General features: G+C 53.7%; 19 protein-coding genes, 1 tRNA gene and 1 pseudogene. 18 read left to right on the forward strand and 3 right to left on the reverse strand.

The window, feature by feature from the left end; genetic code table 11:
* Nucleotides 1–16: 16 nt before the first annotated feature.
* From ACJA3I_RS00800 to ACJA3I_RS00825, 6 genes and pseudogenes are all read left to right on the forward strand, one after another.
* On the forward strand, nt 17–1627 hold the full coding sequence (locus ACJA3I_RS00800) for a gamma-glutamyltransferase family protein (RefSeq protein ID WP_458862875.1): 1611 nt from the start codon (nt 17–19) through the stop codon (nt 1625–1627).
* 138 nt (nt 1628–1765) lie between these two features.
* Nucleotides 1766–1842, forward strand: a tRNA-Met gene (locus ACJA3I_RS00805).
* A 346-nt stretch (nt 1843–2188) separates the two neighbouring features.
* Nucleotides 2189–2878 carry a hypothetical protein gene (locus ACJA3I_RS00810; RefSeq protein ID WP_458862876.1) on the forward strand — a complete coding sequence of 230 codons (690 nt, stop codon included), beginning with the start codon at nt 2189–2191 and terminating at the stop codon, nt 2876–2878.
* Between the two features lie 85 nt (nt 2879–2963).
* Nucleotides 2964–3317 (forward strand): hypothetical protein, encoded by a 354-nt coding sequence (locus tag ACJA3I_RS00815; protein WP_458862877.1) that lies wholly within the window; start codon nt 2964–2966, stop codon nt 3315–3317.
* 12 nt (nt 3318–3329) lie between these two features.
* Nucleotides 3330–4523: an antirestriction protein ArdA gene (locus ACJA3I_RS00820; protein ID WP_458862878.1), complete on the forward strand. Its 1194-nt coding sequence runs from the start codon at nt 3330–3332 to the stop codon at nt 4521–4523.
* Nucleotides 4520–4852, forward strand: a pseudogene (locus ACJA3I_RS00825) (hypothetical protein); the annotation flags it as partial. The gene ACJA3I_RS00820 and the pseudogene ACJA3I_RS00825, both read left to right, overlap by 4 nt.
* A gap of 182 nt (nt 4853–5034) precedes the next feature.
* Here ACJA3I_RS00825 and ACJA3I_RS00830 read toward each other — a convergent pair.
* Genes ACJA3I_RS00830 through ACJA3I_RS00840 form a run of 3 tightly spaced genes read right to left on the reverse strand, consistent with a single transcriptional unit; the run spans nt 5035 to nt 6499 of the window.
* On the reverse strand, nt 5035–5598 hold the full coding sequence (locus ACJA3I_RS00830) for a chromate transporter (protein ID WP_458862879.1): 564 nt from the start codon (nt 5596–5598) through the stop codon (nt 5035–5037).
* Nucleotides 5595–6173: a chromate transporter gene (locus ACJA3I_RS00835; RefSeq protein WP_458862880.1), complete on the reverse strand. Its 579-nt coding sequence runs from the start codon at nt 6171–6173 to the stop codon at nt 5595–5597. Before ACJA3I_RS00835 ends, ACJA3I_RS00830 begins: the two co-directional genes overlap by 4 nt.
* Entirely contained in the window at nt 6170–6499 is a 330-nt protein-coding gene (locus ACJA3I_RS00840; protein WP_458862881.1) for an ArsR/SmtB family transcription factor, read from the reverse strand. Before ACJA3I_RS00840 ends, ACJA3I_RS00835 begins: the two co-directional genes overlap by 4 nt.
* 165 nt (nt 6500–6664) lie before the next feature.
* On the opposite strand from ACJA3I_RS00840, the gene ACJA3I_RS00845 reads away from it, so the two are divergent.
* From ACJA3I_RS00845 to ACJA3I_RS00900, 12 genes are all read left to right on the forward strand, one after another.
* On the forward strand, nt 6665–8008 hold the full coding sequence (locus ACJA3I_RS00845) for an LPD28 domain-containing protein (RefSeq protein WP_458862882.1): 1344 nt from the start codon (nt 6665–6667) through the stop codon (nt 8006–8008).
* Nucleotide 8009: 1 nt separating this feature from the next.
* A complete protein-coding gene (locus ACJA3I_RS00850; protein WP_458862883.1) occupies nt 8010–8993 on the forward strand; it encodes a DUF4314 domain-containing protein in 984 nt (327 codons plus the stop codon).
* Complete coding sequence (locus ACJA3I_RS00855) at nt 8986–10101, forward strand: antirestriction protein ArdA (protein WP_458862884.1); 1116 nt, start codon at nt 8986–8988, stop codon at nt 10099–10101. The genes ACJA3I_RS00850 and ACJA3I_RS00855 overlap by 8 nt, the downstream gene beginning before the upstream one ends.
* Nucleotides 10101–11117: a hypothetical protein gene (locus ACJA3I_RS00860; RefSeq protein WP_458862885.1), complete on the forward strand. Its 1017-nt coding sequence runs from the start codon at nt 10101–10103 to the stop codon at nt 11115–11117. Before ACJA3I_RS00855 ends, ACJA3I_RS00860 begins: the two co-directional genes overlap by 1 nt.
* Before the next feature lie 137 nt (nt 11118–11254).
* Nucleotides 11255–11587, forward strand: a complete 333-nt coding sequence (locus ACJA3I_RS00865; protein ID WP_458862886.1) for a hypothetical protein — start codon at nt 11255–11257, stop codon at nt 11585–11587.
* An 8-nt stretch (nt 11588–11595) separates the two neighbouring features.
* Nucleotides 11596–12462, forward strand: a complete 867-nt coding sequence (locus tag ACJA3I_RS00870) for a DNA adenine methylase (protein WP_458862887.1) — start codon at nt 11596–11598, stop codon at nt 12460–12462.
* Nucleotides 12447–12812 (forward strand): hypothetical protein, encoded by a 366-nt coding sequence (locus ACJA3I_RS00875; RefSeq protein WP_458862888.1) that lies wholly within the window; start codon nt 12447–12449, stop codon nt 12810–12812. Before ACJA3I_RS00870 ends, ACJA3I_RS00875 begins: the two co-directional genes overlap by 16 nt.
* 129 nt (nt 12813–12941) lie before the next feature.
* Complete coding sequence (locus ACJA3I_RS00880) at nt 12942–13676, forward strand: DUF3849 domain-containing protein (RefSeq protein ID WP_458862889.1); 735 nt, start codon at nt 12942–12944, stop codon at nt 13674–13676.
* 17 nt (nt 13677–13693) lie between these two features.
* A complete protein-coding gene (locus tag ACJA3I_RS00885) occupies nt 13694–14257 on the forward strand; it encodes a YodL domain-containing protein (protein WP_458862890.1) in 564 nt (187 codons plus the stop codon).
* A 54-nt stretch (nt 14258–14311) separates the two neighbouring features.
* Nucleotides 14312–14716: a SpoVG family protein gene (locus ACJA3I_RS00890; protein WP_458862891.1), complete on the forward strand. Its 405-nt coding sequence runs from the start codon at nt 14312–14314 to the stop codon at nt 14714–14716.
* A gap of 35 nt (nt 14717–14751) precedes the next feature.
* Nucleotides 14752–15024 (forward strand): DUF6133 family protein, encoded by a 273-nt coding sequence (locus tag ACJA3I_RS00895; protein WP_458862892.1) that lies wholly within the window; start codon nt 14752–14754, stop codon nt 15022–15024.
* 1 nt (nt 15025) lies between these two features.
* The gene (locus tag ACJA3I_RS00900) at nt 15026–15433 is read left to right on the forward strand and encodes a prepilin peptidase (protein ID WP_458862893.1); all 408 of its coding nucleotides are present in this window, start codon (nt 15026–15028) and stop codon (nt 15431–15433) included.
* Nucleotides 15434–15443: the final 10 nt, after the last annotated feature.

A 15443-nucleotide genomic window follows, 5' to 3' on the forward strand; every position in this document is an offset into this window, starting at 1 on the left:
GAAAGGGGAAAACAGAATGAACAGCTCTCGCATCTATCCCTATCCCTCTCGCCGTTATGCCACCTATGCGGCAAACGGGATGTGCGCAACCTCCAATCATCTTGCGGCGCAAGCCGGCATCGATATGCTGAAAAAAGGCGGCAACGCTTTTGACGCGGTGGTTGCCATGGCGGCCTGTGCCATCGTTTTAGAGCCCCAGACAAACGGCGCGGGCGGGGATGCTTTCGCCATTTTTTCCACCCCCGACGGCCGGCTCCACGGCATGAATTCCAGCGGCGTGATGGGCAGCGCCTTCACGCTGGAAAAAATGCTTGAAGATGGCTATGATGAGATGCCCGCCTATGGCCCCAAACCCATCACGGTTCCCGGCGTGACCGCCGCTTGGGCGGCGCTTGTTCAGCAGCATGGCCGCCTGAGCCTGGGCGAAGTTCTGGCCCCCGCCATCCGCTATGCCAAAGAGGGGCAGGCCATCGCCACCATCACCTGCACTTCTATTGAAACCATGGCCTCCCGTCTGCGTGAAAACACCGATTGCGGCCCGGAATTCGAAGAATGGTTTAACACCTTTATGCCGAACGGATGCGTTCCCACGCCGGGCGAACTGTTCTATAATAAACCGCTGGGCGAAACTTTGGAAAAAGTCGCCAAAACCAACGGCCGCGAACTTTATGAAGGCGAAACCGCCGAAAAGATCGTGGAATGCTGCCGCCGCTATGGCGGGTTTTTGACCAGAGAAGATCTGGCAAACCATCAGGTGGAATGGGTCAAACCCCTGAGCGCGGCCTATCACGGCTATGAAGTATGGGAACTGCCCCCCAACGGCCAGGGCCTTGTGGCGCTGATGGCGCTGAATATCTTAAACGGCTTCGAGCCTTCGCCCGCCGATGATCTGCTGGGCACCCACCGCCAGATCGAAGCCATCAAGCTGGCCTTCAGCGACGGGCTGAAATATATCACCGACCCGCGCCATATGGCGCTTCGCCCCGAAGAACTGCTCACCCCCGAATATGCCGCCCGCCGCCGCGCGCTGATCGGCGGCACAGCGCTGGAACCCTTCCCCGGCGACCCGCGCAACAGCGGCACGGTTTATATGTGCGCCGCCGACCGCGAAGGGAACATGATCTCTTATATCCAAAGCAACTATGCGGGCTTTGGTTCGGGCGTCGTCATCCCCGGCACAGGCATCGCCATGCAGAACCGCGGCAAATCGTTCTCGCTGGATGCAAACCACGCCAATGTGGCCGCCCCCGGCAAAAAGCCTTATCACACCATCATCCCGGGCTTTTTAACAAAGAACGGCAAGCCCGTGGGCCCCTTCGGCGTGATGGGCGGATTCATGCAGCCCCAGGGCCATGTTCAGGTGATCACCCGCTATATCGATTGCGGCATGAACCCTCAGGCCTGCATCGACGCCCCCCGCTGGCAGTGGACAAAGGGCAAAAACATCAGCGTGGAAGCAGGCTTCCCCCAGCATCTGGTGGAAGGGCTGCTGGCCAGCGGCCATAAAATGAGCTATGATATCAACACCGGCGCTTTTGGCAAAGGCCAGATGATCTTTAAAACGGAACAGGGCACTTTGATCGGCGGCACAGAGCCGCGATGCGAAGGCGCCTGCGCCGCCTGGTAAGCAAAACCGGCAGGTTTTCCCGAAAAAAGAGACTTTTCGGGGAAACCTGCCGCAAGATTACGCATAAATATTTAAAAGAAACTGCTTGACATCGTTATTTTGCTATGCTATACTAAATAAGCACTCAAAAGTAGATATCGCGGGGTGGAGCAGTTCGGTAGCTCGTCGGGCTCATAACCCGAAGGTCGTAGGTTCAAATCCTGCCCCCGCAACCATATTGTGCAAGCAAAAAAGATATTGCACCGGAAAACCCAGTAACCACAACGGTTTCTGGGTTTTTTCGTGCCCTTTTTTTGAAGTGCAAAAAAAAGATATTTTCCTGTGTTACCCCCCGTTGGTAGGGACTTGAACTAAAACTCCACCGTTATTCAGCCCAAAATTCGATTCCAGGCAGAGTTTTTTCTCGAAAATCAAAAAAATATTTGTTAATTTTTTGTGTCTTGTAAAAGTGGTCTGTATCAAAATGTGATACAGACCAAAATATAGTCAATATATTTTTGAAGGCCGACATTCATTCGTGAGTGTCGGCCTTTTTTGCGTTTTGAACAGGAGGGAAACGCTATGAGTCAAGAGAAATCAGAACAGAACAATGCCTATCTTCAGGAGATTCGTATCGCACTGCAGAATCGTGGGTTTAGCACAAGCGAGCCGACTGATGATTTCTTCCAAGTATCACTTGAGGGTCAATCCCTTTGTAAAGTCATGGGTACTGGTAGCGTGAGATATAGCAAATCAGATGTAATAACAGAAGGGCAAAACGATGCCCTGCATCAAGTAATTAGCACGGCGTACACTGTTTCGGAATATATGCGTCTCATGGAAGAAGCGCCTGTTCTCAAAGCGGACGGATTGGATGAACACTATAAGCTCCTGGCAGACTACAACGGTACAGTTCTCGTTGGCCACCCCACTTCATTTGGTGTCCAGTTTATCACATGGGATTGGTGTTACGGTCATGCTGCCGTTACCCAAGGACATCAGATGGCTGGTAATTATGAGGCTGCGAAACAAGATTTTGCTGTTCGGAGTGGGCTCATCGATAAGAGAATGCTTTTTTCTCCGGACCAGCTGACGGAGATATATCGATGTATCCAAGACACATTGGATCATCAGTACGACATCACTTTTGATCAAGAGAATATGCTGAAGGACACGCAGGAGCAGATTATTGATATTGTCCCAGATCTCGACCAGCGGGTACAACGCGCAATGGATCAGGAAGAAACGACATTTTCGCATCCCATGATGTAAAGCGAAGAACCGCAGGATACTTCGGCGCTCATTTTATTTGTAGAGGATATCGACATGAAGATACCTATAACTAAGGAGGATGACCATGGAGAAACAGGAACTTGAATACTGGAAGGCAGTCACGGCCGGCAGTTCCTCCCAGTGGGTTGAGGATACCATCACCAGTCTCAACGGCAACGGAAAGCTGTACTACATCGGCGGAGAAAAAGGGCGTTATATGCGGATCACCCCGGAAGCAGAGCTTCAGATTGGATCTTATGAACACGCCTTTCCGCACATCGGAGAGGCGCTTTTCAAAATCGATGCCGCACAGCAGTTTTCCAATAGCGACAAAGCCTTTGAAGCCGCCTGTGAAATTGGCGGCTCAAAATTTATGGAGGATTTGTTCTCTGGCGAACCAAGCCAGACAGAGGGCTTTGCCTTCGAAATGAAAATGTGAAGGAGGATGCAGATGCAATTTCAAGCAGTATTGTGTAACCGCCAACACCCTGAGTATGGCGTGGCGACCATCCCGTTTCCCATCCCCGACGCGGAATATGAAAATGTGATTCGCCTTTTGGAGCCTCTTGACCTTGGGGATGAGGTCAAGCAGGACTGCCATATCGAAGAGATCCGCGGCGATACCCCCGCGCTCAAGCAGATAGAACGGACGAATGCCAATCTTGATGAACTGGACTACCTTGCCAGGCGGCTGGACAGCTTCGATGCTTACGAGCTGACACAGTTTCAAGGTATGGCTTCACGGCTGAGCCTGCACAGCGTGGAGCGGTTCATCAATCTGACCTTTTGCTGTCAGGAAAGCACGGTGATTTCAGATTTCACGCATCTGGACGCAATTGGCCGAAAGCATTTTCTCACCCTGAACGGAGGTTGTGCGTCTAAAGAGGAAATGGAGAAAACAAACGGTTTCGAAATAGCCAAAAAACTGATTCTGTCAGAACAGGGGCTTGTCACCCCCTACGGTGTAGTCTATGACAATGGAATGGAGCTGTCACAAGCATATGATGGACGGCACTTTCCGGAATATCGCTACGCAGACAGCTTGATGGAGGTGGAGCTGCGTTCCCGTTTCGCTCTCGCAGACAGTCCCGCAGCCTATTTGTTTCTTCCCGTACCGCAGGCGCAAATCGAGCGCACCATGATTCGTGCCGGGATCAGCAGCTACGGAGATATGTGCCTGCGTTTTATGGAAAGCGAACTTCCCGAGGAAATTGATGTCGCACTGGATATGGAGCATGAGGGCATCGCATCTCTGAACGAAATGTGCGCCGCCATTGAAAAGCTCTCTCCCAGTGACCGCTTAAAGCTGGGGGCTGCGGTTGCGTTGGCACAGCCGGACTACTCCTCGCAGGTCATGCATCTGGCGCAGAATCTGGAATTCTTTGAATTCATCCCCGGTGCAAAGACCGCCGAAGATTATGGATGTTATATGATTCAAGACTCCGAGCATTTCGAGTATGACGAAAACCTCGCCGATTTCTATGACTACGAGAAGTACGGCCGACAGCGAATGGAATACGAATACGGCCAGTTTGTGGCCCGCGGCTATATTTCCTATCACGGCACTCTCAGCCTTGATGAACTCATGATGGAAGATCCCGCTGAGCAGGAGCAGGACGGTTTTGAGATGGGAGGAATGGAATGATGCGAGATATTTCAACCGAGGTACTGCGCCGCATGGGATACAGCGAGGGGCTCATCCTGCAAGGATGCGGCGGTGACCCGCAGGAATGGATTGACGGAATTAACGAAATGCTGACCGATATGAATATTCTAAAAAACGGAAGTCGATTCACCGAGGTCAGCAGATTTGAGCATGATGGGCTGACCAATCTGTTGTTCCACATGGACGGTGTTCAGTTGGACATCGGTAAACTTGCCCTTTGGCGGCTGAAAACCCATGAACAGTTTGGCGGAACATGGCTCAGTGATTATGTCCCAAACAAGCTGGACGGTTTTGTCCAGAGCAATCAGGACGCCACGGGCGACAAGGTGGAGTTCGGCATGGAAATGGGAGGTTTGCAATGATCACACTCCACCTGACCCACGATATGGAATCGGACGGCGTGTATGGTGATTCAATAAATAGAATGCCGCTGACAGGAAAGAGCCCATCTGCGGTATTCGCATCAATTCATGGCGAAGAAGGTTCGTTGTTAGACACCATACATGGCCATTCCAAGGCAGGCAGAAATCACAATAAGCATAATCGGAGAGAGTCCTTTTTTCAGTACCTTTCTTGAACCGAAATACACAAGCGCCAGTATCAACGAAATTACCAATGCACGGCCATTGAGCGCCGCGCCGGTGGTGATGGATATGCAGTTGTTCATAATCATAAAGCAGCCTGTTGCAAGAATAATTCCGATGATGCAGGGTTTGAGTCCGCGGAGTATTGCCTGAACATACCTGTTTTTCAATGCGGTCTTGAGCAGCGCCATCACCAGCAGGATGATGATAAAGGATGGGAGCACGACCGCCAGCGTTGCAATGGCCGAGCCGGGAAGCCCCGCCTGACTGCTGCCTACATAGGTGGCCAGATTCACCATAATCGGCCCGGGAGTGCTCTCGCTGACTGCAATCATATAGGTCAGCATCTCGTCGCTGAGCCAGCCATAGGACAGCACCACGTCGCGTATCAGAGGAATTGCGCCGTATGCGCCGCCGAAGGCGAAGCAGCCGACCTTGAGGAACCCGAGAAACAAATCCAGATAAATCATTTAGCCGCACCGCCCTTCTGCGGGGGAGCACCCTGTATCAAAAAGATGGCGAGGCTGACAACCGCCGCCACCAGCATCAGGCTGACGGATGAGAAGTTCCAGGAGAAAAGATCGATGAGCAGCATTGCAGCAAACGAACAGAGCATGATGACGCGCGGAACGGGTTTCTTGTGCATCTTCTTTATCATCGTGATCGCAGCGTCCAGAATCAATATGCCGACCGCGATTTTGATGCCCTGAAAGGCGTTGGCAATCAACGTGATTTCCAGGAAGTTATCGAGGAACATGGAAATCAGATAGATGATAACAAAGGACGGCAGCACCATGCCAAGCGTCGCGATGAGAGCGCCTGCAACGCCTTTCTGCCGGTAGCCCACAAAGGTGGCGCAGTTGATGGCGATAGGTCCCGGCGTGGACTCAGCAATGACCGTCACATTCATCATGTCGTCGTGGGTGATCCATTGCTTGTTCTCCACACAGGCGTTCTCAATCATGGAGATCATCGCGTAACCGCCGCCAAAGGTGAACAGCCCGATTTTTGCAAAGGTCAGGAACAGATCGAGAAGGACGCTCATTTGGATTCCTCCCCTTCGCGAAACGCACACTCGCACAGCTTCGGGTCACGGTTTAAAGACAGGGACTGCTGGCGCATCTGCTCAAAGGACTCCGCTAAACAATCCACTGCCTCCTGACAGGGAAGATAGTGCGTATGGTAGCCGTATTTCTCACCGTACACCAGCCCCGCTTCCCGCAGTACTTTCATGTGCTGTGAAATAGCGGATTCCGTGATTCCCATCTTCTTTGAAAGGGACCGAACGCAATGCTTCCTGACAAGTAACTGCTGAAATATCGAGTAACGCATGGGCTCGCATAGAGCCTTGATGAGGATTGCCGTTTTCATCTAATCACCTCTGATTTAGTGATGACTTAATTATATATTGGAGAACTATATTAGTCAACGCTAAAATAAACCGTTATTTTAAAAACCAGATGATATTTTAATAGCTATCCCCGCCACTGTGTGGTATGTTGTGTGCTTGAAAAAACAAGAAGGAGATGATATCCCATGAGCGTAAACGCCAGAGAAGAAGAATACGAGTATGTGGAGTTGTTCGGCAAACCGGCATTGTTCACCAATTCCCGCATCGACAGGGATACCGTGCCAGAGGGCTGGTACGCCTACGACCTGCGCGGCAGCGACTACGACCCCGGCGAGCCCGTAACGGTAGAACCCAAGGTCGGCGTTAATCACGCCGGAACCATCCTCATCCATGAACCCGTAACCATCCCCAAGGAGGGCTTCCGAAAGCTGAAAGGCAGGCTGGATTTCCTCGGAGAGCATCTCACCCTCGAGGATTTCTGCGATGAGAGAGGTCTCATCTATCCCGACCTGAATCAATACCAGATGTGCGCCGCCTCAGAGGATGAGGGGGCGCTCTTTTTCAGTCAGGGCGCGGAAAAGGATGCGGAGCTGGGATGCATCGGTCACTTCCGCTTCTATTTCGACCAGAGCGGCCGCTTCACTGTGTCCTCGTGGGACGACCACCAGCCAGAGCTGAAAACGCAGGCATTCAAGGACGAATTCGATGATGTGGTGAACGCCCTGCGGGAAAACGGGGTGCTGAAAGACCTGCCGGCGGCGCGCTCCTTCTGTTATGGGCATGAGAGCGCGAGGATGGCGGATCGGTATCGCCCGGACACCTATGCCTTCAAGCTGGAAACCGACGCGCACACCTACTGCATGAGGCTGTTCCCCAACGGCGGCGATTACTCGTACATCTACGCCTACGACAAAGCGCAACTCCAGCAGGCTACAGCGCCAATCATCGGCAAGGTATCGTTCGCCAGCGGCGAAACGCTGGCTTATACTGACCCCGCCATTTTTGTGCAGGTCATCAAGGATGAACTGCCGTACCGACCTACTTCCGGCTTTCAGTATGAAGTCCTGACGGACGATCCGCAGGTGCGAAAGGCTGTGGACGATATCCTCTACGATATGTTCGGAGAAGAAAATCCAAGGCAGCTATCAGAATACGAGCTGACCGAAAAAGGGTACAAGGCGCTGCTGGATGCGGAAAATCCCAATCTGCCGCACACATATGACTGGTTCGTAATGGAAAACTTCTGCTGCAAGGACGAAAAGCGGCACGGCTTCAGTTCGCTCACCGATGCAATCGACCATTTCAACGCCCTCAAATGCACAGAGAAGCGATTGTGCGTCACCAAGGACGATGTCTCCACAATCTATCTGGCAATTGCCCATGACGGCGAAACCTATTTGGACGAAGGCTGGCGAGAGAATCCCCGCTTTGCCACAGACCGCACAATGGATGAAGCAGCCGCACGATTGCAACTCGGCATTGCCGGGTTGGAACCTTCCGGACCCACCATGAATTTAGGAGGAATGTAAAATGGTAGATCAGAACTGGCTGAAGTTCCTACGGGAGCAATATCCCGTGGGAAGCCGGATCAGGCTCAGAGAGATGAAAGACCCCTATCACCCGGTAGAACCCGGTACCATGGGTACGCTGACCAACATCGATGACATCGGCACTTTTCATGTGAAGTGGGATAACGGACGTGGGCTTGGGCTGGTCATGGGCGAGGACAGCTTCACCGTCCTGCCACCCCAGACACATCTGCTCAAGCTGTATATGCCCATGACCGCAGACATCTATGAGCGCAATCAGTGGGGCGATCTGGAGAACGAACCGGTGGAGCTGGACAGCTACGCAGCGGTGGAATACGCCGACAATATCGCCGCTGCCATAGTGCGGGAGCGTCTGCCAGAGGAAACAGACCGCGGCCTCATGCATTACTACCATGAGGATGACAGCGTCAATCAGAAGGTGCAGGCGTTTGCCTTCTCCGTGGAATCCCGTAACCACAGGCTGTGGGGCGTGGCCGAGTGCAAGGTGGTTGGTGAACTGACCCCGGATGAGCTGGAAACACTCAAGGAATATGTCACCGGACAGGCTTCGGACGGTTTCGGTGAGGGCTTCGAGCAACGAGAGATCCGGCTGAGCAACGGCAGCGAACTGTATGCCCACCTCTGGGGCAGTGGTGATGGCTGGAGCATCCAGACCGAGCAGGAACAGTTTGACATCAAAGTGGCAACGGGCTTACCAAAGATGTGCTTTTCCGTCCTCCCCTCCACCGGCGATCTCATCTGCATCAAGCGGGGCGAAAGCGGCTATTACCCATCGGATTGGAATACCGGAGATAAGGCGCACAATCAGGAGCTGGCAGACTACAACAACCAGCGTCTCGGCGTGACGGAGGCGCAGCGTCAGGCGATGGAGTGCGGCAGTATGCACGGATGGGCCATCCCCGGCGCAGACCCGAAGTTTTATGAGCAGGATGCACCGCAGATGGGAGGGATGACTCTTGGCTAAGATCATGGATGTTTACATCGCCAAAGCTGACGCGCCGGAGAGCGAGGCGTATGCCACACTGACGCTCCCCGCCACCCCCTTTGAGTTTTTCGACGCGCTTGATAAGGCACGGGTGCAGCAGGGCGACGAGCTGTACTTTCAAGTTGAGGAATACCATGCCTTTGAGTCCATGGAGCCGTACATCAGCGATGCGGATAACCTTGCCGAGCTGAACGCACTGTGCCAGAAGCTCTCGGAGCTGAACGACCGGCAGAGCGCAGCCTTTGAGGGGCTTCTGAAAATGGAGGCAGCGAAGAAAGACGGTCCCGTTTCACTCGCCAAGCTCATCGACCTCGCCTACAGCGCCGACTGCTGCCATGTGGTAGACGAGGCGCTGAATGACTCCCAGCTCGGACGGTATTACGCTGAGAACGGCTTTGTGCCGGAGGTGGATAACCTTTCTGACCGGCTCTTTGATCTGCTGGATTTTGAGCGTATCGGACGGGAGCAGCGCCATGGCGAGGGCGGCGTGTTTACAGAGCATGGCTATGTGGTTCAGCACAGCGAGCTGAACGAGGTCTACAAGGATATGAACTTCCGTATCCAGACGCCGTTTTATCAAATACTGCTGGAACTGCCGGACGGAAACCGCTTGGAGCTGCCCAGCGCCAATCTGCCGGAAGCGTCCTCACATCATTGCGTGGACTGCCGCGTCCCGCAGCTCATGGCCACCATCGATGTCGCTGACCTTCAATCGGTCAGCGACTTTGCGGAGATGCTCCAAAACATCGGGGATAAGCCGATGCGGAAGTACAAGGCTATTCTTCACGCCACCGGGTGTAACGCACTGGAGGAAGCCGTTGAGCTGGCCGGACACATGGACGATTTCGTGTTCACGGAAAGCGTCAGCGGCTTCCGCGATTTGGCGATGGATGAAATGAAATTCATGATGTCGAACGAGGATGCGGCACTTTTGGCGAAGCACACCGACCTCATCGGCTACGGCAAGGACATTCTGAAACGCGATCACTCAGCCATCTCACAGTATGGCCTTGTTGAGCGGCAAGACGGTCAACCCATGAACGCCCCTTTTGAGCAGCAGACGCAGAGCGGAATGGAGATGATGTAATGGACGATTATCTGAAAACCTTGCATCTCACCGAGATCACGCCTGCCGAGAAACACTGGCTGGACGAGCGCCTGTCAGATATGTCCGTCAAGGAGCGCCTTATTCTGAACGGCCTGACGGTCTACGCCCCGCCGAAAAGCGGCATGGATGTGGTAAACCTCGTCCAGAATATCCACGACTGCGACATCTGCTTTGACATTGGCAAAGAGGATGGTCTCGGCGTGTTCGTTGCGCGGGAGGTCGAGTGCATATCTCAGGAGTATATGGGTTTTATCGACACCGAAAAGCTGGCGGGAAAATATATGGTGCAGCACCCCGGCGTGTTTGTGGACGGGAACTACATCGAGATCTCAGAGGACGGGCTCTGGCCCTACTACGATGGCACAAACCTCGACCAGCTCACCGACGATAGCTGGAGTGTCAAACTCAAGCTGGCCTCGTCCGACCACCCGGAGGGCGTATGGCTGCGACTGCCGGATTATCAGGATGCAAACGACGGTAAGCCGGACGAGATCAAGATTGCGCTGACTGCTTTGGAAGCGTTGCGCGTGGACGAGTGTCATGTGTTAGAGGCAAAGTGTATCCTCCCTCATGCCGGCGACCTTGTTTCTCAATACGACAGCATCGCGGACCTGATCTACGACGGAAACAACCTCGGGTATGTCCTCGATGAGCGAGGCCAGGGGATGCGGATGTTTATGGAGCTATTCCACGGAGCAATGGAATATGAGGGATGCACCTCTCTCGGCGAGGCACTGGATGTTGCAGAAAACCTGAACCGATATGAGTTGGTTCCTTTATCCGGACTGAAAGAATACGCAATGGGTGATCTAAAAAAGCGCGGTGTCAAGCTGTCGGATGCGGTCGCAGCCGCATTCGACTTCGAACAGTATGCCGCCGATATGATAGAAAAGAAAGGCTTTGTTCTTTCGGAGGACGGGCAAGCGTACATTGGCAAGATTGGAGCGGTTCCCAGACACAGCATGGATACGCTTCACGGCATGGTGCTGGAATAAAACACAGAAAGGATTGCAGCAGAGAACAGAATATAGAAGAATAATTCGCACACGCAAGGGGCCGTTTTCCGAAAGGGATAACGGCCCCTTCTTTTTGTGCTCTTTTTCGGAAAAACGACCCCGGAAAGGAGGCATAAATGCTGAAAAGTGAACTCGCTGAATATATGGAGATCTTTCATTGTGGAGAGCAGTATGCGGCGGTAAGCCGAGAACTTGAAACCGCATTTGGAATCAAGGGCGCGGAACTGCGAGCTTTGGTCAATACCCTCCGGCGCGAGGGCGTTCCTATCTGTAGTAACGCAAAAGGTTATTTCTTTGCCGAAACGGATGAAGAGTTGCTCCAGACAATACGCCATATGTCCAGCCGAATCGCTGGAATTAGCGGCGCGATTCGCGGGCTAAAAAAAGCGCGCTCCCGCTTTGATAACAATCAGACTTCTCTCCCCTTGGAGGGAGGCGATGACCTCTGAATAGCTTTATGAGTTGGATTGGCGGGAAAAAGGCTTTGCGCGACACAATCCTGCCTATGTTTCCACTGTACTACGAACGATATATCGAAGTATTCGGAGGGGGCGGTTGGATTCTATTTGCCAAACCACCCGGAAATGATTTTGAGGTTTATAACGATTTCAACAGTCTGTTAGTCAATTTATACCGCTGCGTTCGGGATAAGCCGCAGGAGCTGATGAGCGCCTTGCAATATGTGCTTAATTCGCGGGAGGATTTTGAGTTAGTGCGAGATGCGCTCGCTCGTGATAGCCCTAAAAATGATGTGCAGAAGGCAGCATGGTTTTATCAGCTTATTCGGTATTCCTATGCCAGCAGCCTCGACAGCTTTGGCAGCCAGCCCCATGATATGCGCGCTAACTTTCCGCTTATCGAGCAGGCGCATCGTCGTTTGGCAAAGGTAGTAATTGAGAACAAGGACTTTGAAAAGCTCATTCGGCAGTATGACCGGCCGGTGAGCTTTTTCTATTGCGATCCACCCTATCATGCGACTGAAAGCTACTATAAGAATGTTGGAGAAGGCGGGTTCACGGAGAAAGACCATATACGGCTAAGAGATGCACTCCTTCGCATTGATGGGAAATTTCTGCTCTCATATAACGATGATGAATTCATCAGAGAGTTGTACGATGCGCCTGGGATTCACATCTTTGAAACCACCAGGATCAATAACATCAAGCAGAGGTATGATCCGAACAGTCAGTTCTCCGAACTGATTATTGGAAATTATGATCTCAGTGAAAGAGAGAGACACGAACCAAGTCAGATGACACTATTCGACTTTTCCAGAAAAACAAATGAAGAAGTAATGGAGGAAGCAGAATGGAACACGAACTGAAATTTAAAGAATCCAGTCCTGATTCTCGCATGGTAATTCCGTCTGAAGTTTTGGAGGAAAGCGGGATCTCGGCTGCCCAGTGCGCAGAATTGCATCAGCTCCGGCATTGTGTGGCAGTTCTCCAAGGGAAGTTGACCGCTTATGAGCTGATTGAGGTAATCCTCGACCTCAACAAGATGTCCGAGTTTCTTGTTGTTCAGCTGGCAAAAGCGTGTGGTACTTGTGATGGCTGCGGCGACTGTGCCAATGAAAACAAGTGTGGCATAGTTGTGCCCCCCGAGCTGTTAGTTGAACTCGGACTACCCCGAAACACGAAACTCGGGCTTGCGCTGACCACGATAATGGGTTGATTCTCGTGGGTCCGGCTTGCTATGAACATGATTTGACAGATATCCCGGACGATTTTCTTGAAATGCTGTCTGATTCCGGCATCTGTCTCGATGTGCTGGAAGAACACCTGATGGCCGAGGATACCGTCTATGGCGAATGAAGCCTACCTCTACCCATGGTCGCGGAAGGACGCGCAAGACCGCAACGAGCTGGAACTGTGGCAAAAAAGCCATGATGCCAATGTGGACTGCCGCAAGGCAATCGAAGCGGCCATCACGCGGGATCACGACGGGAGCACGCTCGCCCCCGGCTGCGCCGCCGGCGTTATCGCAGAATATGGCTACAAGCGGGTGCGATTCGTGCTGGCAAGTACCGTGCAGTATCTGGAGTATGACGGGCGTTTCTCGGATGGGAACCGGGCTTGGGCAAAGCAGACCTACGCTCCCCGCGACCATCTCGCGGAGATCAGCGCCGCCAATCATCCCGCTGTGTTGAATGTCTTTATCGATCAGTACCGGCGGGCGTATCAGGCGCTGGGGCTATTCGACCATGCCCACTGCGAAGCAAATACCAGCGAGCTCGATTACACCGGCAAAGTCCTCGTCCTCTCACCGGATATTCTCAAGGAAAGCTGCTGGAATCAGGAAGATCAGCTCTGGTACGCCCACGATGGCTTTGGCTGTCGGCCCCACGCACGGGGACGCTCCATCCGCTCGACCTGCCTTGGCGACGGTGAGATGACGCGCTGGAACCGCTCCGATTTCGTCGGCGTTCTCAAGGACGAGTATCTTCCCCAGTGGGCGCGGGAGCGTCTGGAGCAGATCACCGCTCCGAAGCAGGAGTTGAGCGATGCTCCTGAAATTGGAGGGATGAAAATGACTTAAAAAGGAGGTGCGCCGCCATGCGTGGCATCGAACAGAGAAATGGATGTATCTACTACTACGGCAGCCCCGCGGGGTATATCGACAGCGGCGAACAGGCCGTGCTGGACGCCATGTTCCGCTCGGACGAGCTGGAGTCCTTCGCCAAGCGAAGCGGCCTCGCGGTGCAGTGGACGGACGGTGTATATGACCGGCTCATTAGCGGCGCCGTAATGACCCCGCAGGGCGAGGCTGCCGCGCCGCTCAAGTCCTGCCGCATCTGGCAGCTCAAGCCGGAGGCGGGAGCGTGGGCGGCGCTGGTGAGTCCGGGCAAGCCCCTGCCCGTACCGAAGCCGGAGGATTACCGGCCCGTCTATGACGGACAGATCGAAACCAACGACCTCGAAGCTATCTATGACAAGTTCGGCGACCGTGCGCCAAACGGCTTCAGCGGCCACCCGCTGGCTGTATCGGATATCGTGGAGTTGTACGACAGCGGCGGCAGCTCCTTTTACCATCTTGGACGCACGCAGTTCAAGGAGATCGCCTTTGAGCCGGAAATGCCCTCACAGGATATGGCTCTGCGGCAAACCAGTTCCCCATGACAGCGGAGGCTGTCTTTTTTCATACCCAAAATCTCAAAAAGGAGGAAAACAGCTATGGCAAAATCCCAAACTAAAGCAGCCGGCCCCGCGCAGACGGAGTCCGCCACCGAGCAGACCGCGCCCGCCTACCCGATGAAGTACGACGTCAAGATCAACTCGTTTCGTGCGGAGGGCTCTCTGCGCGCCAACGCCTCGGTCAACATCAACGACGCTTTCGCCATCCGGGGAGTCAAGGTGATGGAGGGCAGCAGCGGCCTTTTCGTATCCATGCCCAGCTACAAGGCCGGCAACGGCGAGTACAAGGACATCTGCTTCCCCTGCACCAAAGAGTCGCGCATCGAGTTCGACAAAGCTGTGCTGGGCAAATACCAGCACCAGCTCTCGCAGCTCCAGAGCCAGCGGCAGGAGGCCGCCCCGTTCCCCGAACAGGCGCAGGGTATGTCCGCGCCTACTATGTAACCACCACACAAAACATTTTTAGGAGGATTTACTGTATGAAAAAGCTGTTTATCAACATGAATAACACTGCCAAGGCTGTGGCTGAGAAAGCCAAACTCGCCCTCTCCCGTTTCCTCGGCTTTTCCCGCCGCGCTGTGTACGGCAACGCCGGCGAGGGCTATATCGACACCGCCGTGAAGATCCTGATTGCCGTCGTCCTCGGCGCGCTCCTGCTGGCCGGTCTGTACGCCTTGTTCGGGGATGTGGTCATGCCTACCCTCAACCAGAAGATCAAGGATATGTTCAACTACGCCGGCGCTTTGAGCTAAGATGCTGGCCATCCTTCGGGCGGCATTTTTTATCTCTCTGCTGTTGGCGGCCGCTGCGTCCGACCTTAAGAGCCGGACGATACCTTACAGCGTCTGCATCCTCCTTGCGCTGACGGGGCTGATCTATTTCAGCCCCGTCAGGCTGTGGGGGCCTATCCTCGCCGTGCCGTTTTTCCTCGCCTCGGGCTTCCAGAGAGGCGGCGCCGGCGATACCATGCTGGTCGCCGCCTCCTGCCTGACGCTTGGACTCTTTTCCGGCGCGTTGGGGCTGATGCTGGGGCTGTCCGTGTTCTGCCTCTATTGGCTTGCGGAAGCCTTCGTCAGAAAACTCCGGCAGAAAGAGAAGAAAGTCAGCTACCCGCTGGCGCCGTTCCTTGCCGCCGGCTTCATCGCCGCTTACTTCATCTAATCAGGAGGTC

It is taken from the genome of Acidaminobacterium chupaoyuni (genome assembly GCF_047936785.1).
Lineage (GTDB): Bacteria > Bacillota > Clostridia > Oscillospirales > Butyricicoccaceae > Acidaminobacterium > Acidaminobacterium chupaoyuni.

Bases quoted from the DNA above. Each gene is read 5' to 3' on its own strand.
- ACJA3I_RS00840 (WP_458862881.1), bottom strand. From the start codon at position 6,499: ATGAAAACGGCAATCCTCATCAAGGCTCTATGCGAGCCCATGCGTTAC.
- ACJA3I_RS00890 (WP_458862891.1), top strand. From the start codon at position 14,312: ATGGCAAAATCCCAAACTAAAGCAGCCGGCCCCGCGCAGACGGAGTCC.
- ACJA3I_RS00885 (WP_458862890.1), top strand. From the start codon at position 13,694: ATGCGTGGCATCGAACAGAGAAATGGATGTATCTACTACTACGGCAGC.
- ACJA3I_RS00845 (WP_458862882.1), top strand. From the start codon at position 6,665: ATGAGCGTAAACGCCAGAGAAGAAGAATACGAGTATGTGGAGTTGTTC.
- ACJA3I_RS00860 (WP_458862885.1), top strand. From the start codon at position 10,101: ATGGACGATTATCTGAAAACCTTGCATCTCACCGAGATCACGCCTGCC.
- ACJA3I_RS00820 (WP_458862878.1), top strand. From the start codon at position 3,330: ATGCAATTTCAAGCAGTATTGTGTAACCGCCAACACCCTGAGTATGGC.
- ACJA3I_RS00870 (WP_458862887.1), top strand. From the start codon at position 11,596: ATGAGTTGGATTGGCGGGAAAAAGGCTTTGCGCGACACAATCCTGCCT.
- ACJA3I_RS00875 (WP_458862888.1), top strand. From the start codon at position 12,447: ATGGAACACGAACTGAAATTTAAAGAATCCAGTCCTGATTCTCGCATG.
- ACJA3I_RS00800 (WP_458862875.1), top strand. From the start codon at position 17: ATGAACAGCTCTCGCATCTATCCCTATCCCTCTCGCCGTTATGCCACC.
- ACJA3I_RS00810 (WP_458862876.1), top strand. From the start codon at position 2,189: ATGAGTCAAGAGAAATCAGAACAGAACAATGCCTATCTTCAGGAGATT.
- ACJA3I_RS00830 (WP_458862879.1), bottom strand. From the start codon at position 5,598: ATGATTTATCTGGATTTGTTTCTCGGGTTCCTCAAGGTCGGCTGCTTC.
- ACJA3I_RS00865 (WP_458862886.1), top strand. From the start codon at position 11,255: ATGCTGAAAAGTGAACTCGCTGAATATATGGAGATCTTTCATTGTGGA.
- ACJA3I_RS00850 (WP_458862883.1), top strand. From the start codon at position 8,010: ATGGTAGATCAGAACTGGCTGAAGTTCCTACGGGAGCAATATCCCGTG.
- ACJA3I_RS00815 (WP_458862877.1), top strand. From the start codon at position 2,964: ATGGAGAAACAGGAACTTGAATACTGGAAGGCAGTCACGGCCGGCAGT.
- ACJA3I_RS00900 (WP_458862893.1), top strand. From the start codon at position 15,026: ATGCTGGCCATCCTTCGGGCGGCATTTTTTATCTCTCTGCTGTTGGCG.
- ACJA3I_RS00835 (WP_458862880.1), bottom strand. From the start codon at position 6,173: ATGAGCGTCCTTCTCGATCTGTTCCTGACCTTTGCAAAAATCGGGCTG.
- ACJA3I_RS00895 (WP_458862892.1), top strand. From the start codon at position 14,752: ATGAAAAAGCTGTTTATCAACATGAATAACACTGCCAAGGCTGTGGCT.
- ACJA3I_RS00880 (WP_458862889.1), top strand. From the start codon at position 12,942: ATGGCGAATGAAGCCTACCTCTACCCATGGTCGCGGAAGGACGCGCAA.